The organism is Cupriavidus cauae (assembly GCF_026210475.1).
In the GTDB taxonomy this organism is placed as follows: domain Bacteria; phylum Pseudomonadota; class Gammaproteobacteria; order Burkholderiales; family Burkholderiaceae; genus Cupriavidus; species Cupriavidus cauae.
The window spans coordinates 1,424,433-1,447,514 of record NZ_CP080293.1 but is presented as its reverse complement, the minus strand read 5'-3'; the positions used below and the strand labels follow the sequence as shown (position 1 = coordinate 1,447,514).

Annotated in this window: 22 protein-coding genes and 1 riboswitch; of the genes, 7 read left to right on the top strand and 15 right to left on the bottom strand. The window is 69.7% G+C overall.

The window, feature by feature from the left end:
• Positions 1 to 71: 71 nt before the first annotated feature.
• Together cobD and KZ686_RS06485 are read left to right on the top strand one after the other, a co-directional pair.
• Positions 72 to 1,235, top strand: a complete 1,164-nt coding sequence (gene cobD / locus KZ686_RS06490; RefSeq protein WP_265633262.1) for a threonine-phosphate decarboxylase CobD — start codon at positions 72 to 74, stop codon at positions 1,233 to 1,235.
• Between the two features lie 178 nt (positions 1,236 to 1,413).
• Positions 1,414 to 2,274, top strand: a complete 861-nt coding sequence (locus KZ686_RS06485) for a cobalamin-binding protein (RefSeq protein ID WP_407648518.1) — start codon at positions 1,414 to 1,416, stop codon at positions 2,272 to 2,274.
• Positions 2,275 to 2,437: 163 nt separating this feature from the next.
• Here the strand turns inward: KZ686_RS06485 and KZ686_RS06480 are convergent, their stop codons facing one another.
• The 7 genes from KZ686_RS06480 to KZ686_RS06450 all read right to left on the bottom strand — a co-directional run bounded on the left by KZ686_RS06480 (position 2,438) and on the right by KZ686_RS06450 (position 9,823).
• The gene (locus tag KZ686_RS06480) at positions 2,438 to 3,133 is read right to left on the bottom strand and encodes a histidine phosphatase family protein (protein ID WP_265633261.1); all 696 of its coding nucleotides are present in this window, start codon (positions 3,131 to 3,133) and stop codon (positions 2,438 to 2,440) included.
• Positions 3,118 to 3,942: an adenosylcobinamide-GDP ribazoletransferase gene (locus KZ686_RS06475; RefSeq protein WP_407648539.1), complete on the bottom strand. Its 825-nt coding sequence runs from the start codon at positions 3,940 to 3,942 to the stop codon at positions 3,118 to 3,120. Before KZ686_RS06475 ends, KZ686_RS06480 begins: the two co-directional genes overlap by 16 nt.
• A gap of 38 nt (positions 3,943 to 3,980) precedes the next feature.
• Positions 3,981 to 5,138, bottom strand: coding sequence for a nicotinate-nucleotide--dimethylbenzimidazole phosphoribosyltransferase (gene cobT, locus KZ686_RS06470; protein WP_265633259.1), 1,158 nt, complete (start codon positions 5,136 to 5,138; stop codon positions 3,981 to 3,983).
• 3 nt (positions 5,139 to 5,141) lie between these two features.
• The gene (gene cobO / locus KZ686_RS06465) at positions 5,142 to 5,834 is read right to left on the bottom strand and encodes a cob(I)yrinic acid a,c-diamide adenosyltransferase (protein ID WP_265633258.1); all 693 of its coding nucleotides are present in this window, start codon (positions 5,832 to 5,834) and stop codon (positions 5,142 to 5,144) included.
• Between the two features lie 31 nt (positions 5,835 to 5,865).
• Complete coding sequence (locus KZ686_RS06460) at positions 5,866 to 6,690, bottom strand: ABC transporter ATP-binding protein (protein ID WP_149317705.1); 825 nt, start codon at positions 6,688 to 6,690, stop codon at positions 5,866 to 5,868.
• Positions 6,691 to 6,700: 10 nt separating this feature from the next.
• Positions 6,701 to 7,726, bottom strand: coding sequence for a FecCD family ABC transporter permease (locus KZ686_RS06455; RefSeq protein ID WP_149317986.1), 1,026 nt, complete (start codon positions 7,724 to 7,726; stop codon positions 6,701 to 6,703).
• Between the two features lie 87 nt (positions 7,727 to 7,813).
• Positions 7,814 to 9,823: a TonB-dependent receptor domain-containing protein gene (locus tag KZ686_RS06450; RefSeq protein ID WP_265633257.1), complete on the bottom strand. Its 2,010-nt coding sequence runs from the start codon at positions 9,821 to 9,823 to the stop codon at positions 7,814 to 7,816.
• Positions 9,824 to 9,903: 80 nt separating this feature from the next.
• Positions 9,904 to 10,172, bottom strand: a riboswitch (cobalamin riboswitch).
• A gap of 224 nt (positions 10,173 to 10,396) precedes the next feature.
• Between KZ686_RS06450 and KZ686_RS06445 the strand changes: the two genes are divergently transcribed.
• Complete coding sequence (locus KZ686_RS06445; protein WP_006577387.1) at positions 10,397 to 10,732, top strand: hypothetical protein; 336 nt, start codon at positions 10,397 to 10,399, stop codon at positions 10,730 to 10,732.
• Positions 10,729 to 11,121 (top strand): cell division protein ZapA, encoded by a 393-nt coding sequence (locus KZ686_RS06440; RefSeq protein ID WP_149317703.1) that lies wholly within the window; start codon positions 10,729 to 10,731, stop codon positions 11,119 to 11,121. The genes KZ686_RS06445 and KZ686_RS06440 overlap by 4 nt, the downstream gene beginning before the upstream one ends.
• A gap of 756 nt (positions 11,122 to 11,877) precedes the next feature.
• Here KZ686_RS06440 and KZ686_RS06435 read toward each other — a convergent pair.
• Complete coding sequence (locus KZ686_RS06435; RefSeq protein WP_265633256.1) at positions 11,878 to 12,174, bottom strand: hypothetical protein; 297 nt, start codon at positions 12,172 to 12,174, stop codon at positions 11,878 to 11,880.
• On the opposite strand from KZ686_RS06435, the gene KZ686_RS06430 reads away from it, so the two are divergent.
• The 3 genes from KZ686_RS06430 (at position 12,146) to KZ686_RS06420 (ending at position 14,400) form a co-directional block, all read left to right on the top strand.
• Positions 12,146 to 12,592, top strand: coding sequence for an EVE domain-containing protein (locus KZ686_RS06430; protein ID WP_226108477.1), 447 nt, complete (start codon positions 12,146 to 12,148; stop codon positions 12,590 to 12,592). The two genes, KZ686_RS06435 and KZ686_RS06430, sit on opposite strands and share 29 nt — an antisense overlap.
• A gap of 80 nt (positions 12,593 to 12,672) precedes the next feature.
• Positions 12,673 to 13,485, top strand: a complete 813-nt coding sequence (locus KZ686_RS06425) for a sulfite exporter TauE/SafE family protein (protein WP_149317700.1) — start codon at positions 12,673 to 12,675, stop codon at positions 13,483 to 13,485.
• A 207-nt stretch (positions 13,486 to 13,692) separates the two neighbouring features.
• Positions 13,693 to 14,400 (top strand): SIMPL domain-containing protein, encoded by a 708-nt coding sequence (locus KZ686_RS06420; RefSeq protein WP_149317699.1) that lies wholly within the window; start codon positions 13,693 to 13,695, stop codon positions 14,398 to 14,400.
• Between the two features lie 171 nt (positions 14,401 to 14,571).
• Here KZ686_RS06420 and KZ686_RS06415 read toward each other — a convergent pair whose 3' ends face one another.
• The 7 genes from KZ686_RS06415 to KZ686_RS06385 all read right to left on the bottom strand — a co-directional run bounded on the left by KZ686_RS06415 (position 14,572) and on the right by KZ686_RS06385 (position 22,976).
• Positions 14,572 to 16,122: a malonate--CoA ligase gene (locus KZ686_RS06415; protein WP_226108479.1), complete on the bottom strand. Its 1,551-nt coding sequence runs from the start codon at positions 16,120 to 16,122 to the stop codon at positions 14,572 to 14,574.
• Positions 16,123 to 16,182: 60 nt separating this feature from the next.
• Positions 16,183 to 16,974, bottom strand: a complete 792-nt coding sequence (locus KZ686_RS06410; RefSeq protein WP_265633255.1) for an enoyl-CoA hydratase/isomerase family protein — start codon at positions 16,972 to 16,974, stop codon at positions 16,183 to 16,185.
• A 55-nt stretch (positions 16,975 to 17,029) separates the two neighbouring features.
• Positions 17,030 to 18,022 carry a Bug family tripartite tricarboxylate transporter substrate binding protein gene (locus KZ686_RS06405; protein ID WP_149317696.1) on the bottom strand — a complete coding sequence of 331 codons (993 nt, stop codon included), beginning with the start codon at positions 18,020 to 18,022 and terminating at the stop codon, positions 17,030 to 17,032.
• 200 nt (positions 18,023 to 18,222) lie between these two features.
• On the bottom strand, positions 18,223 to 19,776 hold the full coding sequence (locus KZ686_RS06400; RefSeq protein ID WP_265633254.1) for a malonyl-CoA decarboxylase domain-containing protein: 1,554 nt from the start codon (positions 19,774 to 19,776) through the stop codon (positions 18,223 to 18,225).
• Between the two features lie 160 nt (positions 19,777 to 19,936).
• The gene (locus tag KZ686_RS06395) at positions 19,937 to 20,671 is read right to left on the bottom strand and encodes a GntR family transcriptional regulator (RefSeq protein WP_226108485.1); all 735 of its coding nucleotides are present in this window, start codon (positions 20,669 to 20,671) and stop codon (positions 19,937 to 19,939) included.
• A gap of 287 nt (positions 20,672 to 20,958) precedes the next feature.
• Positions 20,959 to 21,789, bottom strand: coding sequence for an HpcH/HpaI aldolase/citrate lyase family protein (locus KZ686_RS06390; RefSeq protein WP_226108487.1), 831 nt, complete (start codon positions 21,787 to 21,789; stop codon positions 20,959 to 20,961).
• A gap of 14 nt (positions 21,790 to 21,803) precedes the next feature.
• On the bottom strand, positions 21,804 to 22,976 hold the full coding sequence (locus KZ686_RS06385) for a CaiB/BaiF CoA transferase family protein (protein ID WP_265633253.1): 1,173 nt from the start codon (positions 22,974 to 22,976) through the stop codon (positions 21,804 to 21,806).
• Between the last annotated feature and the right edge of the window lie 106 nt (positions 22,977 to 23,082).

Below are 23,082 nucleotides of genomic sequence, written 5' to 3'. Positions count from 1 at the left end.
CGCCACGGCGGCAATCTGCTGGCGCTGACGCTCGCCTGCGGCATCGTCGCCCAACGGCTGGCGCTGTCGCGATGAACCACCCGCATTCCCTGCCCCCTCCGATCCGCCACGGCGGCAATCTGCTGGCCGCGGTGCGCCGCTACGGCCGCGACCCGGCCGACTGGCTCGACCTGTCGACCGGCATCAATCCGGACGGCTATCCGGTGCCGCCGTTGCCGGCCGACTGCTGGCAGCGGCTGCCGCAGGACGACGATGGCCTCGCGGAGATCGCCGCCCGCGCCTACGGCTCGCCGCATGCCCTGCCGGTCGCCGGTTCGCAGGCCGCGATCCGCACGCTGCCCGCGCTGCTGCCGCCGGGCCGCGTCGGCATCGCCGCGCTCGGGTACAGCGAGTACGCGCCGGCGTTTGCCGCCGCCGGCCATCGCGTGGTGCCGCTGGACGAGGCTGACTTCTCGGATCTGGCCCTTGCCGATGGCCTCGACCATCTGGTGGTCGTCAATCCGAACAATCCGACCGGCCGCATCGTGCCGCGCGAGCGCCTGCTGGGCTGGCATGCCGCGCTGGCCGCGCGCGGCGGCACGCTGCTGGTCGACGAGGCCTTCGCCGATGCGTGGGTTACCGATGAAGGCGGTGGCTCGCTGGCGGCGGACAGCAACCGTGCCGGCCTGATCGTGCTGCGCTCGCTGGGCAAGTTCTATGGGCTCGCCGGGGTGCGCTGCGGCTTCGTGCTGGCGCAACGGGATCTGCTGCAGGCGCTGGGCGAGCGTCTTGGGCATTGGACCGTGTCCGGCCCGGCACGCGCGGTGGCACGGCTGGCGCTGTGCGACACCGATTGGCAGGCCGCCACACGGGCGCGGCTGCGCGTGGCGAGCGCCCGGCTCGATGCGCTGCTGCGCCGGCATGGCCTGGCGCCGGTCACCTTGCCGCTGTTCGCGTGGGTACCGCATGCCGATGCCGTGCGGCTGCATCAGGCGCTGGCGCATGCCGGCGTCTGGACCCGGCTGTTCGATGCACCGGTGGCGTCCTTGGCTTCGCGGGAGGCCGCCGGCGGTCGCGCCGGGGATTTCGCTGGCGGTCGCCCCGGGGATTCATCCGGCGATTCCACGGCCAAGTCCCCCAGCGATACCACCGACAATACCGCCAGGCTCCCGAGCCTGCGCCTCGGCCTGCCGCCCGATCGCGAGGCCTGCTGGCAGCGGCTGGCCGATGCCCTCGCCACCATTCTTCCGCTCTGACATGCCCCTGTTGCCGTTCCTGTCCCGCCGACGTCGGCCGCACGCCGCCACGCGTTCCGCCGCCACGTGTTCTGCCGCCACGCGTTCCGCCGGGCCTTCAGCCACGCGTTTTGCCACGCGTTCTGCCGCCCACGGTCTTGCCGCCATCGCATGCCTTGCCACGGCGTTAGCGGCCGCCGTGCCCATCGATGCGCGCGCCGCGGTCTCCGTCGTCGACGATGCCGGCCAGACCATCACGCTGGCGCAGCCGGCGCGCCGCATCGTGTCGCTGGCCCCGCATGTCACGGAGATGCTGTTCGCTGCGGGGGGCGGCGACCGCATCGTCGGCACCGTGAACTACAGCGACTACCCGCCCGAGGCGCGCGCAATCGTGCGGGTCGGCGACAACAAGGCGCTCGATCTCGAACGCATCGCGGCACTGAAGCCCGACCTGATCGTGGTCTGGCGGCATGGCAACGCGCAGAAGCAGACCGAACGGCTGCGCGCGCTGGGCCTGCCGCTGTTCCACAGCGAGCCGCGGCGCTTGATGGCGGTGCCCGACAACATCGAGAAGCTGGGCGTGCTGCTCGGCACCGGCCCGACCGCGCACGCCGCGGCCGAACGGCTGCGCGCGCGCATTGCCGCGCTGGGCAAGGCCCACGCTGCGCGTCCGCCGGTGTCGGTGTTCTATCAGGTCTGGCAGCAGCCGCTGATGACGCTGAACGGCCAGCATATGGTCAGCGACATGCTGGCGCTGTGCGGCGGCCGCAATGTGTTCGCCGACGAGACGCCGCTGGTGCCGACGATTTCGGTCGAAGCGGTGCTCGCGCGCAATCCCGAGGCGATGATCACGGCCAGCATGGGCGCGACGCAGGCGGACCGCCCGCTGGCGGATTTCGCGCAATGGCAGCGCTGGCAGCAGCTGACCGCAGTGGCGCGGGGCAATCTCTTCACGATCGACGGCGATCTCATCAATCGGGCCGGACCGCGCGCCATCGATGCGGCGGAGATCCTGTGCCGCCAGCTGGAGGTGGCGCGAAGCCGGCGGCCTGCGCAGTAGCGCGGCGCCGGGGCGGCCGCCGCCCGGCCCGCTCTGCGTCCCCCGCTGCGTCGGTCTCTGCGGTCTACCTGTGGGTCGGCTTGCGACGGCTATGCGCGGTTATGCGTCGACCTTTGTGTCGGCTTTGTGCGTCGGCTTTGTGCGTAGGGCTGTGCATCGTCCCTCAGCCGACCGTACGGTTCCACCACAACAGGCGCCCCGGCCGCGCCGCGCCCGGATCGAGCCGGAAGCCGCAGCTGGCGCCCCAGCCCAGTTGCCAGTCGAGCGTGACCGACAGCGGCAGACCTAGGCAATGCGCGGCAAGCATCCGCATCGGCCCGGCGTGGCCGACCACCCACAGGCATGATTCAGGCTCGGGCTCGGGCTCGGGCTCGGACACGGACACGGACGCGGGCGCGGGCGCGAGCACGGACGGAGACGCTTGCAGCGAATCCGCCCACCCGGCCACGCGGGCGTATGCCCTGCGCGCCGATTCGCCGCCATGCGGGCAGGCATCCATCAGGTCTGCCGCCCACTGATCGAGCCCCTCCCGCGGCACCGCGTCCCAGCGCTGGCCCTCCCAAGCGCCGAAGTCCAACTCGTGCAGCCGGGCATCGCTGTCGATCGTCGGCGCCGTTCCACCGGCTTGCGTCATGAACGCCTGTGCGATGCGCTGCGCGGTAGCGCGAGCGCGCTGCGCGGGGCTGCAGACGATCCGCGCCGGTGGCGGCACACCGTTGGCGCGAGCCGCCGCCGATGCGGCATTCAGGATCGCATCGGCCGGCGGCGACATCGGCTCGACCAGCGGCAGATCCAGCCGCCCATAGCAGACCCCATCGTCAACCGCGGGATGCGCGTGCCGGATCAGGACCAGATCCATGCCGCCGCCAGCAGATAGATCAGCAGTTCGCCGAGCTGCTGCGCCATGCCGAGACAGTCGCCGGTATAGCCGCCGATGCGGCGCACGAAATAGCGCCCAAGAACCAGCCGCAGCAGCGCCAGCGCGGCGATAGCCGCGACACCGAAGCCGGGCGCGACGGCCAGCAGCGGCAGCGCGCCGCAGGCGAGCACCAGCGCCAGGCCGCGCGGCGACAGCCGCTGCGCGACCGGCTTGGCCTTGCCCTCGGGACGCACGTAGTCGAGCGTCGCCAGATAGCTGACCGCCATCGCACGGCTGGCGGCATGCGCGGCCACCAGCACCAGCAGCAATTCGCGCAGCCCGCCGCGCTGGCCGAGCGCCAGCAGCAGTTGCCATTTCAGCAGCAGGGCCAGCACCAGCGCCAGCGCACCGAAGGTACCGATGCGCGAGTCGTGCATGATGCGCAGCACGTCCTCGCGCCGGTAGCCGCCGCCGAAGGCATCGACGCAGTCGGCCAGGCCGTCCTCGTGGAAGGCCCCGGTCAGCAGCAGCGTGGCGCCGATGCCGATCAGTACCGCGACCGCGGGCGGCCACAGCAGCCACGCGGCCAGCGTCGCCAGCGCGCCAATGGCGCCGACCATCAGGCCGACCAGCGGGAAATAGCGGGCGGCGGCATGCAGGTAGTGCGGGGCGAAGCCGACCCAGGCCGGCACCGGCACGCGGGTGAAATAGCCGACCGCGGTCAGCAGGTAGCGCAGCTCTTCGCAGGCGCGGTGCAGCAGTGGGTGGGCCGGCCGCCGCGGCGGCGCGGGCGTGGGCTCGGTCGGCATCGTCGTCATGGGCGGATGGCGGAGAGGATGGCGCCAGTCTATCGCGCGGACGCGTCGGCGCCGTCGTTCGCGTCCGCGGTCGCGCTGGCCGTGCTGACACCCGCCGCGCCGAAGGTCGCCATCTCGCGCAGGAAGGCCACCGCCGATACCACCAGCGGATACGCCAGCGCGGCGCCGCTACCCTCGCCCAGCCGCAGGTCCAGCGCCAGCAGCGGCCGCGCGCCGAAGTGCTCGAGCAGCGCGCGATGGCCCTGCTCGTGCGAGCAGTGCGAGAACACGCAGTACGGCAACACCTTGGGATCGAGGCGGCTGGCAACCAGCAGCGCCGCCGACGCGATGAAGCCGTCGACGAGGATCACCATGCGCTGCGACGCCGCGGCGAGGAAGGCGCCCGCCATCATCGCGATCTCGAAGCCGCCCAGGGCGGCCAGAGCATCGAGTGGTTCCACCGCATCGGCATGCCGCGCCAGCGCGCGCTCGAGCAGCGCCAGCTTGCGCGCGAGCCCGGCATCGTCCAGGCCGGTGCCGCGCCCGACGCAGGCGGCGATCGGCAGGCCGGTCAGCCGGCTGACCAGACAGGCGGCGGCCGAGGTATTGCCGATGCCCATCTCGCCAAAGCCGATCACATTGGTGCCCTGCGCGGCATGGTGCATCACGCGCGCGACGCCCGCCGCCAGCGCGGCCTCGGCCTGCTCGCGCCGCATCGCCGGTTCGTCGACGAAGTTGCGCGTGCCCGCATCGATGCGGCAGTCCACCAGACCCTGTGCCATGCCCGGCGGCACGCGCACGCCGGCATCGACCACCTCGAGCGCCATGCCGTGCTGGCGCGCGAACACATTGATCGCCGCGCCGCCGGCGGCAAAATTGCGGACCATCTGCACGGTGACGTCGGCCGGATAGGCGCTGACGCCGGCATCGGCGATGCCATGGTCGGCGGCAAACACGATCATCGCCGGGCGCCGCAGTTCGGGACGTGCGCTGCGCTGGATCAGCCCGATCTGCAGGGCCAGCGATTCCAGCCGGCCGAGCGCGCCGAGCGGCTTGGTCTTGTCGTCGATGGCCGCCTGCAGCGTCGGACGCAGCGCCTCGTCCAGCGGTGCGATCGTAGGGAGCGCGAAGTGCGAATCGGTGTTCAAGGCGGTGTTCGATGCGGTGTTCGATGCGGTGTTCGGCACGGTGTTGGATACGGACGTCATGGCTTACATCTCGATGCCGCGCTGGGCCTTGATGCCCTGCTGGAACGCATGCTTGACCGGCGCCATCTCGGTGACGGTATCGGCCGCCTCGATCAGCGCGGGCGGCGCGCCGCGGCCGGTGATCACCACATGCTGCATGGGCGGACGCGCGCGCAGATCGGCGATCACGGTATCGACGTCCAGATAGTGCAGCTTCAGCGCGATATTCAGTTCGTCGAGCAGCACCAGCCCGATCGACGGGTCGCGCAGCAGCCCGCGCGCGACCTCCCACGCGGCCTCGGCCTTGGCCACATCGCGCGCGCGGTCCTGGGTCTCCCAGGTATAACCCTCGCCCATCACGTGGAAGCGGCATTGCTCGGGAAAACGCCGCAGGAACATCTCCTCGCCGCTGGGAAACGCGCCCTTGATGAACTGCACCACGCCGGCCTGCATGCCGTGGCCGAGCGCGCGGATCACCATGCCGAAGCCCGAGCTCGACTTGCCCTTGCCGTTGCCGGTGGTGATCACGATCACGCCCCGTTCGTCCTGCGCGGCGGCGATCTTCGCGTCGACCACCGCCTTCTTGCGGACCATGCGGGCCTTGTGGCGTTCGTCGCGGCCGTCGATGTCGTTGCGGCCATCGATCGCGTTGCCGCCGCTGCTGCCGTTGTTGTCGTTATTGCCGTGGTTCTCGTTGTCGTCGTGGTCGGTTGTCATGGCGGTAAGCGGTAAGCGGCGCGGCCGTGCCTCAGGCCGGACCATTGGCGATCAACGCCGTATGCGCGCCCTGCGCGACGGCGATGATCGGCGTGCGCAGCGCGCGCGAGCAGTGGGCGGGCGTCAGAATCTCGTCGGCCGGGCCGTGCAGGCAGCTGCCGTCCTCGGCCATCAGCAGCGCGTGCGTGGCATAGCGGCGCGCCAGGTTCAGGTCATGCAGGATCAGCATGGCGGCTTGGCGGCCGGCGCGCGTCAGGCGCGCGAGCGTGTCCAGCACCAGGATCTGATGGCGCAGGTCCAGATGCGCCAGCGGTTCGTCGAGCAGCAGCAGCGGCGCCTGCTGCGCCATCACCGCGGCCAGCGACACCCGTTGGCGCTCGCCGCCGGACAGCGTCAGCACGTCGCGGCCGGCCAGGCCGGACAGGTCGAGCGCTTCGAGCAGCGCGGCCACCACCGCGTCGTCGTCGCGGCCGCTCCAGCCCCATCCCGACAGATGCGGGTGGCGGCCGACGGCGACCGCGTCGTGCACGGTCATCGAGAAGGTGTCGTGAATGGCCTGCGGCAGGTAGGCGCGCTGCCTGGCCAGGACCTCGGGCCGCTGGCGTGCCAGCGTGGCGAGCGGCTCGCCGTCGAGACGCACCTCGCCGCGCTCGGCAGGGCGCAGCCCGGCGAGCACCGCCATCAGCGTCGATTTGCCGACGCCGTTGGGGCCGAGCACGCACCACAGCTCGCCCGGGCGCATGGTGAAGTCGAGCGCGTCGAACAGCGTCTTGCCGCCCGCGCGCAAGCCCAGGCCGTGCAGCGACAGCCGCGGGCAAGGCACGGTGGGGACGGTCCAGTCGGCGGCGGTCGTCATTGCGGATCCTTCATCGGGGCCGGCGCAGCAGCAGGAACAGGAAGGTCGGCACGCCGAGCAGCGCCGTGATGACGCCGACCGGCAATTGCGCCGGCGCGATCACGGTCCGCGCGATCAGGTCCGCCGCCATCAGCAGCGTGCCGCCCAGCAGCGCCGCGGCGGGCAACAGCAGGCGCTGGTCGTTGCCCCAGGCGAGCCGCACCAGATGCGGCACCACCAGCCCGACGAAGCCGATCGAGCCGGCCGTGGTGATGGCCGCCGCAATCGACAGCGAGGCCACCAGGTAGGCCGACAGGCGTACCCGGCCGACGCGCACGCCCAGCGACTGGGCCACGGTCTCGCCGAGCAGCATCACGTTCAGCGCGCGCGCCATCGGCAGCGTCAGCAGCAGCGCCAGCACCAGCGTGCCGAGCGCGAGCCCGTAGCTGGCGGTGCCGCCCAGATCGCCGGTCAGCCAGAACAGCATGCCGCGCAGCCGGCCCTCGGGCGCGATGCTCAGGATCAGCGTGATGACCGCCCCCCAGCCCGCGGCCAGGATCACGCCGGTCAGCAGCAGCCGCGAGCCCGCCTCATGATGGCCGCCCTGGACCTGGGGATGCAGCAGATCGCGCCGCGCCAGCGTGGCGACCAGCACCATCGACACCAGCGCGCCGCCGGCGGCGCCGGCCTGCACGGTCCACAGCGGCGCCAGCGCCAGCATCGCCAGCAACGCACCGGTGGCCGCGCCGCCCGACACGCCGAGCACATAGGGCTCGGCCAGCGGATTGCGCAGCAGCACCTGCATCAGCGCGCCGGACAGCGCGAGCAGACCGCCGCAGGCGAACGCGGCCGCGGCGCGCGGCAGCCGCAGCTCGCGCACGATGGCCACGGCGGTCTGGCTGGCCCCGTCGGAATCGCCCGATGCATCGGTCAGCCCGAACAGCGCGTGCCAGACCTCGCTCGGCGACAGGCCGACGCTGCCGACCGCCAGCGACAGCAGGAACACCGCCACGGCGGCACCGGCCAGCAGCGCGCACACGGCCAGCGCGCGCCGCATCTCAGCCGCGCCGCGCATCGAACTGCCTGCCGTCGTACCCGCCGACGCCGCGGTCCGCATCATGGTCCCTGGTTCCGGCGATGCCGCTTAGCGCTGGCGCCAGCCGAGCGTGATGAAGCCTGCCCGGCCCTGCGTGTTGTAGGGATAGGCCAGCTGGTAGTCCTTGTCGAACAGATTCTCGACGCGGGCGGCGATGAACCATTGCTTGTCGATGTTGTAGCGCGCGTTGAGGTTGACGATACCGTATCCGCCCAGCGTGCGCGAGCCGCTGTCCCGGCGCGACGACGACACGATCCACTGTCCGCCGAAGCGCCAGTTGCCGATATCGCGGCCCAGGTCCAGCGCCGCATGCCGGCGCGCGCGGCGCATCAGCTGCGTGCCGGTCTGCTCGTCGACCGGATTCTGCATCGTGACGCTGGCGGTTACGTCGGTGCCGAGCAGGCGCGCGCGCCATGACGCCTCGACGCCCTCGACCTTGGCGCTGCTGACGTTCTGCGCCAGGAACATGCCATTGGGCTGCAGCGCGGACGTGATCAGGTTGTCGTATTGCGTGCGGAAGGCCGTCACGCGCAGCAGGCCGGCGCCCTTGCTGTCGTACTGCGCGCCGATCTCGACCGAGCGCGCCCGCTCCGGCTGCAGGTTCGGCTGGCCATAGTTCGGGTAGTACAGCTCGTTGAAGGTCGGCGCACGGAACGCGTTGCTCGCGTTCGCAAGCAGCTTGAACTGCTCGGTCACGTAGTAGCCGTAGCCGGCGAAATAGCTGCCCTTGTCGCCGAAGTCCGAATAGTGGTCGTTGCGCAGGTTCAGCTGCAGCTGGTGCTTGCCGATGCGGCCGTCGTAGCCGCCGAACACCGACACCACGTTGCGGCTCGGCGCGGCGTACGAGTTCGAGTCGAACTGCTGCTGCAGATATTCGGTGCCGAACATCAGCTGATGGCCCTTGGCCAGCGCGTATTCGTTCTGCCAGGTGAACTGGCGCGTGCGGGTCTTGAAGCGGCTGTCGAACACGCCGTTGAGCGTGTTGTCGCTGTCGTCCTCGCTTTGCGCGACCTTGAAGCGCGTGGTCCAGTCCGGAGCCAGCTTGCCGTTGACGAAGGCCGACAGCGTATAGAGCTCGCTGTCGCTGCGCCAGTCGTCGGTGGGCCGCCCGAAGGTGCTGTCGTACGACAGCTTGCTCTTGCTGTAGTAGGCCGCGACGCCCGCCTCCCAGTCCGCGCTGAAGCGATGCTTGATCTGGCCCGATACGCTCTTGTTCTCGTACGGGTTGTCGTTCGGATTGGCGCGCGGCTGCAGGCGCGTGTTCACCGCGGAGAAGCCGTCGGTCTTGAAGATCGAGCCGGTCAGGTTGAACGAGGTGTCGCCGACCTGGCCGCCGTACCCCACCGTCGCGCGGCGCGTATTGTCGCTGCCGTATTCGACCTGGGCGTTGGCCGCGGGCGGCTTGCCGGCGCCGCTCTTGGTGAAGATCTGCACCACGCCGCCGATCGCGTCGGAGCCGTACAGCGCCGAGACGTTGCCGCGCACCACCTCGATCCGGTCGATCTCGTCGGGCAGGATGTTGGCCAGTTGCGCGGTGCCGCTGCTGGCCGAGGCGATGCGCACGCCGTCGATCAGGATCAGCGTCTGGTTCGAATTGGCGCCCCGCATGAACAGCGTCGTGTTGGCGCCCATGCCGCCGGTGGCGGCCAGTTCCAGGCCGGCCTGCGTGCGCAGCAGCGAACGCAGGTCGGGCGCCTGGCTGTTGGCGATCTCCTGCTGCGTGATCACGGTGGTATGGGGCAGCGCCTCGTCCAGCGGCTGCGCGGTGCGCGTGGCGCTGACGACGACCGGCGCCAGCGTGGTGTCCGCCGACGGCGCGGGCTGCTGCGCCAGCGCGGGCCATGCGCACAGCGTGGCGGCGGACAACAGCGCGGCCTGCGCGGGCGAGCCGGGGGCGGCGCGCGCAATATCGCCGGCAAGATTGCGGGCAATATCGGCGGCAGGACTGCGGGCAATATCCCCGACAAGACGGCGGACGATGGCATGGGCGCGGACGCGCGCAGCGGGGCGCGGGCCTGGCAGTGCCAGGCGACGCGACCTCGAAGACGATGAAAGCATGGTGCTCGAGCGGAAGTGATAGCCTGGCCCGTTCCCCCGCGGACCGTCTGGCGGTGAGGCTGCGCGAGCGCGATGGCGACCGGCATGCCCGCATCCAGGCCGGTATCCGGGCTGGCGATCGGCACCGCCCGCCTTCCCGGACCATCGGTCCAGTGGCATGTGGGGCGGTGAGGCGAAGCCGGCGGGCGTGGAGCCGATCGTGCCGATCGGCTCGGGGCGCGGCGGCGATCGCAATCGCTTACCGTTGCGGGGGCAGCACAGGTTGGCCCGGCATAGCGCGGCGGCGTGGCGGACTCCCTGTTTCCCGTTTAACTGCAATCCGATGGGGACCGGATCGCGAGCACCTGAAAACGCGCGTGAGTGTAGGCAGTTTGGCGGCCCCCGTCAAATTGGCGGCGCCCTCGGCCCATTGCGCTGCAGCGTGCCCCTGGGGTGCGCTCATTGAGGCCATTGGCCGACGATCGATGCAACTTCGAGGGGAATGCACGGTCACAATCGCTTCCCGCAGTGATGACGCGGACCATGCATCGGCTAGAATCCCGTTACCTGACACCCTGAGAACACGACAGGCCCATGCTGACCGAACTCGAACAACTGGCCGCCAAGATCGGCCGCGTGCTGCACCACGCGGACACGCTGGCGGCAGAAAACCAGCGGCTGCGCGAGGAGATCGAACGCCTGCAGGCGGAGGCCGCGCAGCTGCGCAGCGATCGCGAGGCGATGGCCGCCGATCGCGAACTGCTGAACATCAAGATCGAGGAAGCGCAATTGCGCATCCAGTCGATCCTGGACAAGCTGCCCACGGCCACCGATGCGCGCCAGCTGGATCTGCTCGAGGAAGGGGAGCTTCCCGCCGAGCGCATCCAGGGCGAGCCGCGCGGCGCCCAGCCTTCCGGAGAACACGCATGAGCGGCAACAAGCAAGTCGAAGTCCATATCGCGGGGCAGCCCTACCGCTTCGCGATCGCCCCCGAGAACGAGGCCGCGCTGCTCGAAGCGGTGGCCCTGGTCGACGACCAGATGACGCGCATCAAGTCCGGCGCCTCGACCAAGGGCGTCGAACGGGTCGCGGTGATGGCCGCGATCAGCATCGCCTCGGATCTGCTCGCGCTCAAGCGCAAGCAGCAGGAGGACGGCGCGATTCCGGTGGACGCCGTGCGCGCCCGCATCCGCGAGCTGAACGAGCGCGCCGACGAGGCGCTGCGCCAGTACGCGCATGTCGGCACCAGCATGGGCGGCGGCAGTGTGGGCCATACCCATACCGGCCCTGCCCATACCGTTTCGCCGGCGCAGTCCTGACCCCTTGAATTGCACGCAGGGGCCCGCATATGGGCCCTTGTGCAAGGCCCTTCACCATAGCGATATAGGGCAAATGGACCGGATATGAAGGGCATGTGAAGACCGTGCCGCGGCTGCCACGCAAAATGTAACGACAAGCCAAGACGCGCTTGGTATGCGAGAAAGCCCGGTGTATAGTGGAGCCACTGCACGGGGGTACCAAGGTGCAGAAACATGGTCGGGTTATCGCGCCCGGCCGCCGTTTTCCTCCCATCCCAGTTTGAAACGGCAAACGTCTGACCTCCCCCGGACTTCGATGTCCGGGCCCAATTGGATAGTCAGACGTTTGACAGTTTCCCTGCCTGGTTCGCGAAGGTCATAAACTCCTTGAACCGATATGCATTGCATGGTGCGGGATGATGCCGTGTGGGCGAGCGCGTCACAGTGTTCATAGCGTAGGTCTCGAACCTGGGCTCCCTGAATAGGTGATGTACCCGAAATACGGCTTCCGCAGCCACACTGAACCTCACTTGGGTTCAGGATGCCGACCCAACGGCCGAGGCGGGGACCCTACAGCAAGAGGCGATGGTCTTTGGACCATCGCCTCTTTTTTTGCCGGCGTTTTTGCCCGCGTTTTCCCCCCGCATTTCCCCCGCATTTCCCCCGCATTTCCCCCCATTTCTGCCGCGCAGCCGCAGAGCTCCGTTGCCGGCGCAGTCCCCTGCCCTGTTGCGCGCGTTTATGCCTACGATGCCAATGCGGGCGACGAAGGCGCTTTCACGGTATGCTTGCCGCGTCGCGCCGCCGCTGCAAGGCCCTTGCCGCGTCTTCGCGATGCCGTTCCGACCATCCACGACGTGCGAGCATGAGTCCCTCCGACAAGAAGGCGGCCACCGAGTCCACCGCAAAATCGGCTGCAAAATCGGCTGCAAAATCGGCTGCTGAATCGGCTGCCAAATCGGCTTCCAAATCGGCCCCAAGGTCCGCAACGAAGGCCGCCGACAAGCCGGCCGCGGGTGCGTCCCGCGCGCGCCAGTACTGGCTGATGAAGTCCGAGCCCGACGAGGCCAGCATCGATACGCTGGCCGAGCAGGGACGGCTGCCCTGGACCGGCGTGCGCAACTACCAGGCGCGCAATTTCATGCGCGACGCGATGCGCATCGGCGACGGCGTGCTGTTCTACCACTCGTCGTGCCCGCAGCCCGGCATCGCGGGATTGGCCGAGGTCTGCTCGACGCCCTACCCCGATCCCACCCAGTTCGATCCCCACAGCAAGTACCACGACCCGGCCTCGAAGCCGGAGCATCCCCGCTGGGAGCTGGTCGACGTCAAGTTCGTCGACAAGTGCGAGCTGATCTCGCTGGCGCAATTGCGCGAGCATGAAGAGCTGGCCGACATGATCGTGCTGCGCCGGGGCAACCGGCTGTCGATCACGCCGGTCACGCCGCAGGAATGGCAGTTCATCACCACGCGGCTGATGGGACGCCGCTGAACCGCGTGCGATGCGCGTGGGCGGTACATCCACCGCCCGCGAGATAACCATAACGAAAAACATCACGAAGCGATCCACGCATGACTCTCTCCCTGATTCCCGCGCTGCTGCTGCTCGGCGCGTTCACCGGCTTCTGCGCCGGCCTGCTCGGCGTCGGCGGCGGCATGATGATGGTGCCGTTCCTGACGCTGACCTTCAGCTGGCTGGCCTTTCCCGAAGAAGCGATCGTCCACATGGCGATCGCCACCTCGATGTCCACCATCCTGTTCACCTCGCTGTCGTCGGTGCGCGCCCACCACAAGCAGGGCGCGGTGCGCTGGAAGATCGTATTGGCGCTGGCGCCAGGCATCCTGCTGGGCGGCATGATCGGCGGCGGCAAGGTGTTCGCCGCGCTGAAGACCGGCTGGCTGTCGCTGCTGTTTGCGTTGTTCGTCGGCTTCTCGGCCTCGCAGATGCTGCGCAATCGCAAGCCGTCGGCGACCCGGCAGCTCCCTGGCTTCCCCGGCATGTTCGGCGCGGGTTCGGCAATCGGCTTCCTGTCCAGCCTGGTCGGCGCCGGCGGCGGCTTTGTCTCGGTGCCGTTCATGACCTGGTGCAACGTGCCGATCCACCACGCGGTGGCCACGTCGGCCGCGCTGGGCTTCCCGATCGCCGCGGCCAGCGTGATCGGCTATGTCTGGAGCGGCTACCAGATGACCGGCCTGCCGGCCGGTTCGCTCGGCTATGTCTATCTGCCCGCGCTGGCCGTGATCGCGATCGCCAGCGTGCTGACCGCGCCGCTGGGCGCGCGCACCGCGCACCGGATGGAGGTGCGCAAGCTCAAGCGCATCTTCGCCGGCATGCTGTTCTGCCTGGCCACCTACATGCTGTGGAAGGCCTGGCAGACGTTCTGAGCAAGCTGGCCAGGGCGTGAGGTCCGCGCCGGTCCGCGCCAGTCCGCGTCGGTCCGCGTTGGCCCGTGTCGGCCACGTCCGCCCGTGTCGGCCCCGCGTCGGCCCGCGTCGGCCCGGTAATACGCCGATACAAGCGCCCGGCTACGCAAGGGAACCCGGCGCTGCCAGTGACCGTCTGATCACCATCACATTGTCATGGAGAACTCGATGAAGCAATTGCTCGCCGCTACCCTGCTCGGTACCACCGCACTGGCCGCCTCCGCACAGGGCGGACCGACGCCGCCCGAGGGATGGCAGCCGCCCGCGGGCGTGCTGTCGCTGTCGGCCGAGGCCGCGGCGGAAGTGCCGACCGACGTGGTGCGCGTGACGCTGGCCGCGGAGCAGGAAGGCGCCGAGCCGGCCGCTATCTCGTCGGCGCTGTCGGCCAAGGCGCAGCAGGTGATCGCGCGCGCCAAGCGCGAATCCGGCATCCAGGCGGAATCGGGCGGCTTCACGATCTATCCGAGCACCGACCGCAACGGCCGCATCAGCACCTGGCGCGGACGCGCCGAGGTCATCCTGCAGTCGCGCGATTTCAGCGCGGCCTCGAAGCTCGCCGGCGAGCTGGCCAGCCAGATGCAGGTGCAGAACATCAGCTTCTCGCTGTCGCGCGAGGCGCGACTCGCGGCCGAGAGCAAGCTGACCGAGCAGGCGGTCGCCGCGTTCCGCGACAAGGCGCAGACCACGACCAAGCTGTTCGGCTACGGCAGCTACACGATCCGCAGCGTGCAGGTCGGCGAGGCCGGCACCGTGACGCCGATGCCGCGCATGTACGCCAAGGCCGCGATGGCCGCGGAGGCGGCGCCGGTGCCGATGGAGGGCGGCAAGGCCCAGGTCACCGTGACGGTGAACGGCTCGGTGCAGATGCTGAAGTAAGGCGCGGCAGGCCCTGCGCTGCCTGATGCGTACTCCCTCTCCCCTGTGAGGGGAGAGGGTCGGGGAGAGGGAGGTGGTTTCAAACGGCGCGCGGCGCAACGACCAGCGCGTGCCCTCCCCCCGCTCCTCTCCCACGCGCGGGAGAGGGGCGCCAGACTCCCCCAGACCCAATCACCCGCTGAACCGCTCCCGCAGCAGGTTCTTCTGCACCTTGCCCATCGTATTGCGCGGCAATTCGCTGACCAGGTGAATCCGCTTGGGCACCTTGAAGTTGGCGATGCGGTGCTTCAGCGTGCCGATCATCGCCTGCTCGTTCAGCTCCGCCCCGGGCTTGCCGACCACCACGGCCACCACCGCCTCGCCGAAATCCGGATGCGGCACGCCGATCACCGCGCTCTCCTGCACCCCCGGCATCTCGTCGAGGAAGCTCTCGATCTCCTTCGGATAGACGTTGTAGCCGCCGGAGATGATCAGGTCCTTGCTGCGGCCGACGATGGTCAGGTAGTCGTCCGGCACCTTCCGCTCCCCGGACATGCCGACGATGGCGCCGCCGAAGCGTCCCATGTCGCCGGTCTTGAACCAGCCGTCCGCCGTGAATTCCTCGCGGGTCTTCTCCGGCATGCGCCAGTAGCCCTTGAACACATTGGGACCCTTGACCTCGACCGCGCCGATTTCGCCGGCGGGGCAAGGCTTGCCCTCGCCATCGACCACGCGCACCGACACGCCCGGCAGCGGACGGCCCACGGTGCCGCCGATCCGTTCGCCCTCGCTGGCGTCATAGGGATTCGACACCAGCATCACCGTCTCGCTCATGCCATAGCGCTCGAGGATCGTATGGCCGGTGCGCTCGCGGAACGCCTCGAAGGTCTCCAGCAGCAGCGGCGCCGAGCCCGACACGAACAGGCGCATGCGGCGGCAGGTGTCCTCGTCGAAGCGCTGGTCCTGCAGCATCCGCACGTAGTAGGTCGGCACGCCCATCATCACGGTCGAGCGCGGCAGGAAGCGCAGCACCTGCTCGATGTCGAACTTCGGCGCCCAGATCATCTTGGCGCCCGCCAGCAGCGCGCCATGCGAGGCGACGAACAGCCCGTGCACATGGAAGATCGGCAGCATGTGCAGCAGCACGTCGTCGCTGCGCCAGCCCCAGGCCTTGTGCAGCGTCTCCGCGTTCGACGACAGGTTGCGATGGGTCAGCATCGCGCCCTTGCTGCGGCCGGTGGTGCCCGAGGTATAGAGGATCGCCGCCAGATCGTCGGGCTCGCGCTGCACCGTGTCGAAGCGGTCCGGCTGCGCCGCGGCGCGCGCCAGCAGCGTGCCGCCACGATCGTCGTCGAGCGTAAACACATGGCCGGTGCCGTGGCGGAACGCCAGCTTCGACACCCAGCCGAAATTGGCGCTGCTGCAGACCACCACGGCCGGCTCGGCATTGCCGATGAAGTAGTCGATCTCCGCTTCCTGATAGGCCGTGTTCAGCGGCAGATAGACATAGCCGGCGCGCAGCGTGGCCAGGTACAGAAACAGCGCTTCGGGCGACTTCTCGACCTGCACCGCGACGCGCGCGCCTTCCGGCAGGTCGAGCGAGGCGAGCAGGTTGGCGAGCTTGGCGGTGGCGCGATCGAGATCGTCCCAGCTGTAGTACAGGCCGTCGTGCGTCTCGATGCAGCAGGCCTCGCGCTTGGCGGGGAAGCGGGATTCGAACAGGGCGAACAGATTGGCGTTCATGCGATCAGCGGATAAAAGCTTGGAGGAATAAGAAGAAAACGGGGAACGGCAGCGACGGCGCTAGGCGCCCTCCTGTCCGTCGAAACGGGGCGGCCGGCGCGCCAGGAAGGCGGCGACGCCCTCGGCATGGTCGCGGCTCGCCGCGTAAGAGAAATGGGCATCGAGCTCGCTCGCCGACAGCGGCGCGGGCTGCGGCGACAGGCGCGCGATGGTGGCCTTGTTGATGCGCGCGGCCAGCGGTGCGCCGGCGGCGATGCGGCGGGCGGTGGCCATCGCCTCGGCGGCGACGTCGCCGCGCGGCACCACGCGCGTCAGCAAGCCCTTGGCCTGCGCCTCGGCGGCATCGAACACGCGGCCTTCCAGCAGGATTTCCAGCGTCGCCGCGCGCCCGGCCAGTGCCAGCAGGCCCCGCAACTCGCCGGGCGCCATCGGGAAACCCAGCTTGTTGATCGGCACACCGAAGCGGCTGTCCGTTGCCGCGATGCGCAGATCGCAATGGCAGGCGATCTCCAGCCCGCCGCCGACGCAGACGCCCTCGATGCAGGCCACGGTCGGATGCAGGCAGCCCGCGATCGCGGCCAGCGCCGGCGCCAGCAGGTCGACGTGGTAGGCGCGCACCGAAGCGGGATCGCCGCGCAGCCGCGGAAACTCCGCGATATCGGCGCCGGCGGCGAAGTTGCCGTCGGCGCCGCGCAGCACCACGCAGCGCAGCGTGCGGTCGGCCGACAGGCGCGCAAAGCCATCCGTCAGCGCGCGCCACATCGCTTCCGAGATCGCGTTGAGCTTGCCCGGATTCGACAGCGTGACCAGCGCGATGTCGCCATCGCGCTCGAATCTGACCGCGCCGCTCACAGTACCCCCCGCGGATTCAACGCGGCCGTCGACGTCATTGTCGGCATCATCGCCATCAATCCATCTTGGCGCCGGACTGCTGCACCACCTGGGCCCAGCGCTTGATCTCGGCGCGCTGGAACTGGGCGAACTGGTCCGGCGTGTACGACGGCGTCTCTGAGCCGTTGTTCAGCCAGATCTGCTTGAGCTCCGGCGTATTGAGGGCCTTGTTGACCTCGGCGTAGAGCTTGTCGCTGATCTCCTTGGGCGTGTTCTTCGGTACCCACAGCGCATACCAGGTCGACACCTCGTAGTTCGGCACGCCGGCTTCGGCCGCGGTCGGCACGTCGGGGAAGGCCGGCGAGCGCTTGGGCGCGGCCACCGCCAGCGCCCGGATGCGGCCGCCGCGGATATGCTGGGCCGACGAACCGAGGCCATCGAACACCATGTCGACCTGGCCGGCGATCAGGTCGGACAGCGCCGGGCCCGCGCCCTTGTACGGGATATGCGTGATGAAGGTCTTGGTCTGGATCTTGAACAGCTCGCCCGCCAGATGGTGCGACGACCCGTTGCCGGCCGAACCGTAGTTCAGCTTGCCGGGATTCTGGCGCGCGTAGGCGATCAGCTCCTGCAGCGTCCTGGCCTGGACCTTGGTCGGGTTGACCACCACCACCTGCGGCGGCTGCGCGATCACGGTGATCGGCACGAAGTCCTTCTCGATGTCGTAGTCGAGCTTCTTGTAGAACGAGGGCGCGATCACGTGATGCGCGCCGCCGATGAAGATCGTGTAGCCATCGGGCGCGGCCTTCGAGGCGAGGCTGGCGCCGACCGTGCCGCCCGCGCCGCCGCGGTTGTCGATGACGAACTGCTTGCCCAGCTGCTTGGACAATTGCGCCGCCAGCGGGCGCGCAAAGGCGTCGGTGCCGCCGCCGGCCGGGAACGGCACGACGATGGTGACCGGCCGCGACGGCCAGGGCTCCTGCGCCGCCGCCGGGCCGAGCGCCATCATGGCGATGCCGCCGGCCACTGCCAGCATCCGCGCCGTCCGCTTGAACTGACTACGTTCCATGGTGTGTCTCCTCGCTTTGTCTTATGAAAATGCGATGTGAACTGCTGGTGTGAACCGCGTTGGAACTTCCCGTCGAAAAAGCACTGCGAAACTTGGTGATGCGGTGATGCGGTGATGCGGTGATGCGATCCGGTGATGCCATCCGGTAATGCCATCCGGTAATGCCATCCGGTGATGCGAGCCCTGCCGGCCGTGCTCCCTCAGGAGCGCGCCAGCAGCTTGGCGACCGACCGGCTGATGCGCGGATTGCCCTCGCCGAGCTTGGCCAGATTGTCGTCGAGCGCCTCCGGCACGTACAGGTAATTGACCATCATGCCGCACGACTGCGCGCGTCCCTTGCTCGACAGGTCCGCGCCCCAGTTCAGCCGCTCGACGCAGGCGCCGTTGCCGAGGTGGAAACGCGCCACCGGATCGGCAGGCAGCGCGCCGTTGCGGGCGTGCACGAGGAAGTGCGCGGCCAGCGCCAGGCCGCTGTCGCGCACCAGCGCGTCGTCCGAACCGGCGTTCAGCGCGGCCAGCCATTCGGCGCCGGTCGCCGGCACCGCCGGCGGCCTGGCTTCCCCGGCAGCCGGCGCACGTGCGCTCCAGCGCTGCATGCACTTGCCGCCCAGCACCTTGGCGACGGTATCGCCGTCCTGCTTGCGCAGCCAGTCGGCGAAACCCGGTATCGGCGACAGCGTGGCGAACTGCTTGACCTTGGGGAATTCGCGCTGCAATTCCTCGATGACGCGCTTGAGCAGGAAATTGCCGAAGCTGACGCCGCGCAGGCCCGGCTGCGTATTCGAGATCGAATAGAAGATCGCCCATTTGACGCGGCGCAGGTCTTCCTGCGGCGCCGCCTCGTCGAGCAGGCTCTGCACGTTGGCGGCCATTTCCGGCACGAATGCCACCTCGACGAAGATCAACGGCTCGCGCGGAATCCGCGGATGGAAGAAGGCGTAGCAGCGGCGGTCCGAATCGAGCCGGTTGCGCAGGTCGGCCCAGGAGGCGATCTCATGCACCGCCTCGTAGCGGATCAGCTTTTCCAGCAGCGACGCCGGCGAATCCCAGGTGATTGGCTGCAGCTCCAGCAGGCCGACGTCGAACCAGTTCGACAGCAGGCCCTCCAGGTCTTCGTCGAGCACGCGCAGGCCCGGGATCTTCTTGTACCAGCGCAGCATGTCCGCGCGCAGGTGAATGATGAAATGCAGGCCGCAGGCCGACGTCGCGCTCGGGCCGTGCAGCCCGGCCAGCCGCTTGAAGAAGCGGATGCGGGCGCTCGACAGCGCATGGGAGAGTCCCGAGCCGTTGCGCCCCGGCTTGCCGCCCTCGCCCGCCGTGCCGGAGGCCGTGCCCGTAGTCGTGCCCCCTGTCGCCCCTTCCGCGGCGCCGTCGCCCTGCGCACCGCTGTTGGCGACCTCGGCCAGCAGCGTCAGCATGGCCTGGCGGGTCGGCTCGTCGGCGGCCTCGTATTCGTTGCGCCAGGCCTGCGCGGCGGCGTTGGCGGCGCTGTCGGTCAGGCGGGCATCGAAGCACAAGCGCAGTTCCTCGCGCTGGCGGCGCTGCACACGCGCGCTCAGCGTGGCGGGCGCGGCCGTGCGGGTCTTGCCATCGTTGGCCGCGTTGGCCTCGGCCGGGGTCCCCTTGCGGTTCCACCAGCGGCCGAAGCGCGCCAGCAGCGTGCCGCCGGCGGCGTCGGGACGGGCGTCCCCCAGGGTTTCGCTGGCGCCGAGCGGCGCGCTGACGGTCTTGTCTCCGGTCTCGAAAGAAGTCATCGAACTACCTGTCGGGCAAAGGATGGAAGCGGAACTCGAAACGTTACGGTGCTGCGTGGCGAGGGTGAGTGAGAGTCGTCGATGGTCGGATCAGCGGTCGGTTAGCGGTCGTGTCAGCGGGGTCGGTTAGCCGTCGGTCAGCGCTCGGTCAGCGCTCGGTCTAGCGGTCGGAGGCGGCCTTGGCGGCGAGGCGAAGCCGGCTGTGGCGCCGTCGCGCCGGGGCCGCGGGTTCGGGCGCTGCCGCTTGCGCATCCGCGTCCAGCGCCTTCAACGCGGCGCGCTGGCGCAGCAGGTGGGTCTTCATCATCGCCTCGGCGCCTTCGGGATCGCGCGCCTTCAGCGCGGCAAAGACCGACAGGTGCTCGGCACAGGATTCGTCGATGCGGCCCGGCAACTGCAGGCTCTTGTGCCGCGACAGGCGCAGCACCTTGCGCAGGTCGCCGATCAGCCCGGACAGCCAGCGATTGCCGGCGAGCCGCTGGATCGCCTCGTGGATCTGGTAGTTCGCCTCGTAGTAGGCGTCGATCTGGCCGGCGCGGGCGTAGCGCGCCAGATCGCGATGCAGGTCCTCGAGCGCGTCGAGGTCGGCGGCGGTGGCGTTGCGGGCCGCCTCGTAGGCGCAGCGCCCTTCGAGCAGCGCCATCAGCGGAAAGATCTCGTCGAGGTCCTGTTCGGACAACTCGTTGACGAAGCAGCCGCGGCGCGGCTCCAGCCGCACCAGCCCTTCGGCGGCCAGCACCTTCAGCGCCTCGCGCAGCGGGGTGCGCGAGATGCCCAGCGTGGTCGCCAGGGCCGCCTCGTCGATCCAGGCGCCCGGCACGAGCGTGTGCTCGTCGATCATGGCGCGCAGGCGATCGGCGACTTCGAGATACAGCGCCTGCTGGACGATGCGCATGGAGGCCTCCCGGTGCGATGCATGGACATCGCGAAGGCCGGAGCCCCTTGGGAGGCCCTCGCAATAATTCATAATTATGAATAACGACGAGGGAATGGCAAGGCGTTTCGATGTTGCAGAGCGGCAAGTGCTGTAAGGGTTGCAGGGTGGCCCCCGGCGGCTCTGAGCGGCTCTGAGCGGCTTGCCGAAGGCTTGAGGCGGCTGGGAGCGCCTGTGGGGCCTCGCCTCGTAGGGCGCTTGCCTTGCAGGCGGCGCCCTGGGCAGGCGCCGAAGGACGGTCCGCCGCTTCAGCCGTCCGCCAGAATGCGCCGCGCCCGCTCCAGCACCGGGCGATCGACCATCTTTCCGTCCACCGCCACGGCGGCGCCATCGGCCGAGGCGGCCGCTTCGACCACGCGCCTGGCCCAGGCCAGCTCCGCTTCGGTCGGCGCGAGACCGGCGTGGACAGGGTCCACCTGCGCCGGGTGGATCAGCAGCTTGGCGCCGAAGCCGAAGGCGCGCGCACGCGCCGTTTCGGCGGCCAGCACCGCGGTATCGCCGAGCGCGGTGCAGACGCCGTCCACCGGCGCAGGTAGCCCCGCCGCGCGCGAATGCAGCACCAGCAGGCTGCGAAAGGCATGCAGCGGCTCGCCTTCATCGCCCACGCCCAGGTCGCCCATCAGGTCGATGCTGCCGAACAGCAGCCGCACCACGCCGGGCTGCGCGGCCAGCTCCGCAAGCTGGGCGAAGCCCGCCGCGGTTTCCAGCAGCGCGTGGCATTGCACCGCCGGCAGCGCCTGCCGCAGCGCCCGCATCGCTTCGGCATCGGCCTTGGGCAACACCAGCGTGTCGACGCCGAGCGCGTGGCACCAGGCGATATCGTCGTCGTGGTACGGCGTGCCGGCGGCGTTCACGCGCACCAGCAGCAGCACGCCGGCATCGACGGCCTGCCGCGCCAGCGCGGGCCAGGGCGCGCGCAGGCCCTCGCGCGCGGCGGCCTTGTCGGCCGGCGCCACCGCGTCCTCGAAATCGACGATCACCGCGTCGGCCCCGGCGGCGAGCGCCTTGCCGACGCGATCCGGCCGGTTGGCCGGAACGAACAGATAGCTGCGCGGCAGCCGCGTACCCGGAGTCGTCATCGCGTTCTCCGCCGTCATACCGCGCCGGCCGCGCGCATCGCGGCGATCTGCTCGCCCGCGATGCCCAGCTCGGCCAGGATCGCGTCGGTATGCTGGCCCAGGGCCGGCACCGGGTCCATGCGCGCGTCCGTCATGCCGGGCGGCAGCAGCGCCGGGATGGCGCCCGCCGGCGTGTCGACCTGGCGCCAGCGCTGCCGCGCGGCCAGCTGCGGATGCGCCCAGACGTCGGCCATCGTATTGACCTGCGCGTTGGCGATCTTCGCGGCGTCGAGCCGCGCGCCGACCTCCTCGGCGCTCCACTGCGAGAACGCCGCGACGATGCGCTCGCGCAGCGCGCCACGATTGGCGCTGCGCAGGCTGTTGCTGGCGTAGTCGGGATGCGAGATCAGCTCAGGCTGCTGCAGCACCGATTCGCAGAACACCGCCCACTCGCGTTCGTTCTGCAGGCCGAGCATCACGGTCTTGCCGTCGCCGGTCGGGAACGGCCCGTAGGGATAGATGGTGGCATGCGAGGCGCCCGCGCGAGGCGGCGGCGAGGCGCCATCGAAGGCGTAGTACAGCGGGAAACTCATCCACTCGACCATCGACTCCAGCATCGAGATATCGATGCGCTTGCCGCGGCCGGTCTGCCCGCGCTCGAGCAGCGCGGCCAGGATATTGCTGTAGGCGTACATGCCCGCGGCGATATCGGCGATCGATGCGCCGGCCTTGACGCCCTCCTCCGGCGTGCCGGTCACCGAGACGAAGCCCGACTCGCTCTGCACCAGCAGGTCGTAGGCCTTCTTGTCGCGATAGGGACCGTCGGCGCCGTAGCCCGAGATATCGCAGACGATCAGCCGCGGAAAGCGCTCGGACAGCGCGGCATGATCGAGCCCCAGCCGCGCCGCCGCACCCGGGGCGAGGTTCTGCACCAGCACGTCGGCGCGCGCCAGCAGCGCGTCGAGCACCGGACCCGCGCCCTCGTGCTTGACGTCCAGCGTCAGGCTCTCCTTGCCGCGATTGGTCCAGACGAAGTGCGAGGACAGGCCGTGCACGCGATCGTCGTAGGCGCGCGCGAAATCGCCGGCGCCCGGACGCTCGATCTTGACCACGCGGGCACCGAGGTCCGCCAGCTGGCGCGTGCAGAACGGGGCGGCGATGGCCTGTTCGAGGGAGATGACGGTGATGCCTTCAAGCGGTCGGGTCATGGCAGTGGCTTGGCGAAGGGAATGGGAGGGCCGGGATGGCGGGCGATGGCATCAATCTAGCCGCGATCGCCGCCGCGCGGAAATACGGATTCGCGAGCCAGCCATA

Coding starts and splice junctions, on each gene's coding strand:
- KZ686_RS06430 (WP_226108477.1), top strand. CDS start 12,146: ATGAAGTCCGAGCCCGACGAGGCCAGCATCGATACGCTGGCCGAGCAG.
- KZ686_RS06405 (WP_149317696.1), bottom strand. CDS start 18,022: ATGGAACGTAGTCAGTTCAAGCGGACGGCGCGGATGCTGGCAGTGGCC.
- KZ686_RS06460 (WP_149317705.1), bottom strand. CDS start 6,690: ATGACGACCGCCGCCGACTGGACCGTCCCCACCGTGCCTTGCCCGCGG.
- KZ686_RS06425 (WP_149317700.1), top strand. CDS start 12,673: ATGACTCTCTCCCTGATTCCCGCGCTGCTGCTGCTCGGCGCGTTCACC.
- KZ686_RS06390 (WP_226108487.1), bottom strand. CDS start 21,789: ATGACGACTCCGGGTACGCGGCTGCCGCGCAGCTATCTGTTCGTTCCG.
- KZ686_RS06385 (WP_265633253.1), bottom strand. CDS start 22,976: ATGACCCGACCGCTTGAAGGCATCACCGTCATCTCCCTCGAACAGGCC.
- cobT (WP_265633259.1), bottom strand. CDS start 5,138: ATGACGTCCGTATCCAACACCGTGCCGAACACCGCATCGAACACCGCA.
- KZ686_RS06420 (WP_149317699.1), top strand. CDS start 13,693: ATGAAGCAATTGCTCGCCGCTACCCTGCTCGGTACCACCGCACTGGCC.
- KZ686_RS06400 (WP_265633254.1), bottom strand. CDS start 19,776: ATGACTTCTTTCGAGACCGGAGACAAGACCGTCAGCGCGCCGCTCGGC.
- KZ686_RS06450 (WP_265633257.1), bottom strand. CDS start 9,823: ATGCTTTCATCGTCTTCGAGGTCGCGTCGCCTGGCACTGCCAGGCCCG.
- KZ686_RS06440 (WP_149317703.1), top strand. CDS start 10,729: ATGAGCGGCAACAAGCAAGTCGAAGTCCATATCGCGGGGCAGCCCTAC.
- KZ686_RS06415 (WP_226108479.1), bottom strand. CDS start 16,122: ATGAACGCCAATCTGTTCGCCCTGTTCGAATCCCGCTTCCCCGCCAAG.
- KZ686_RS06475 (WP_407648539.1), bottom strand. CDS start 3,942: ATGCCGACCGAGCCCACGCCCGCGCCGCCGCGGCGGCCGGCCCACCCA.
- KZ686_RS06480 (WP_265633261.1), bottom strand. CDS start 3,133: ATGGATCTGGTCCTGATCCGGCACGCGCATCCCGCGGTTGACGATGGG.
- KZ686_RS06395 (WP_226108485.1), bottom strand. CDS start 20,671: ATGCGCATCGTCCAGCAGGCGCTGTATCTCGAAGTCGCCGATCGCCTG.
- KZ686_RS06445 (WP_006577387.1), top strand. CDS start 10,397: ATGCTGACCGAACTCGAACAACTGGCCGCCAAGATCGGCCGCGTGCTG.
- KZ686_RS06435 (WP_265633256.1), bottom strand. CDS start 12,174: ATGCTGGCCTCGTCGGGCTCGGACTTCATCAGCCAGTACTGGCGCGCG.
- cobD (WP_265633262.1), top strand. CDS start 72: ATGAACCACCCGCATTCCCTGCCCCCTCCGATCCGCCACGGCGGCAAT.
- cobO (WP_265633258.1), bottom strand. CDS start 5,834: ATGACAACCGACCACGACGACAACGAGAACCACGGCAATAACGACAAC.
- KZ686_RS06455 (WP_149317986.1), bottom strand. CDS start 7,726: ATGCGGCGCGCGCTGGCCGTGTGCGCGCTGCTGGCCGGTGCCGCCGTG.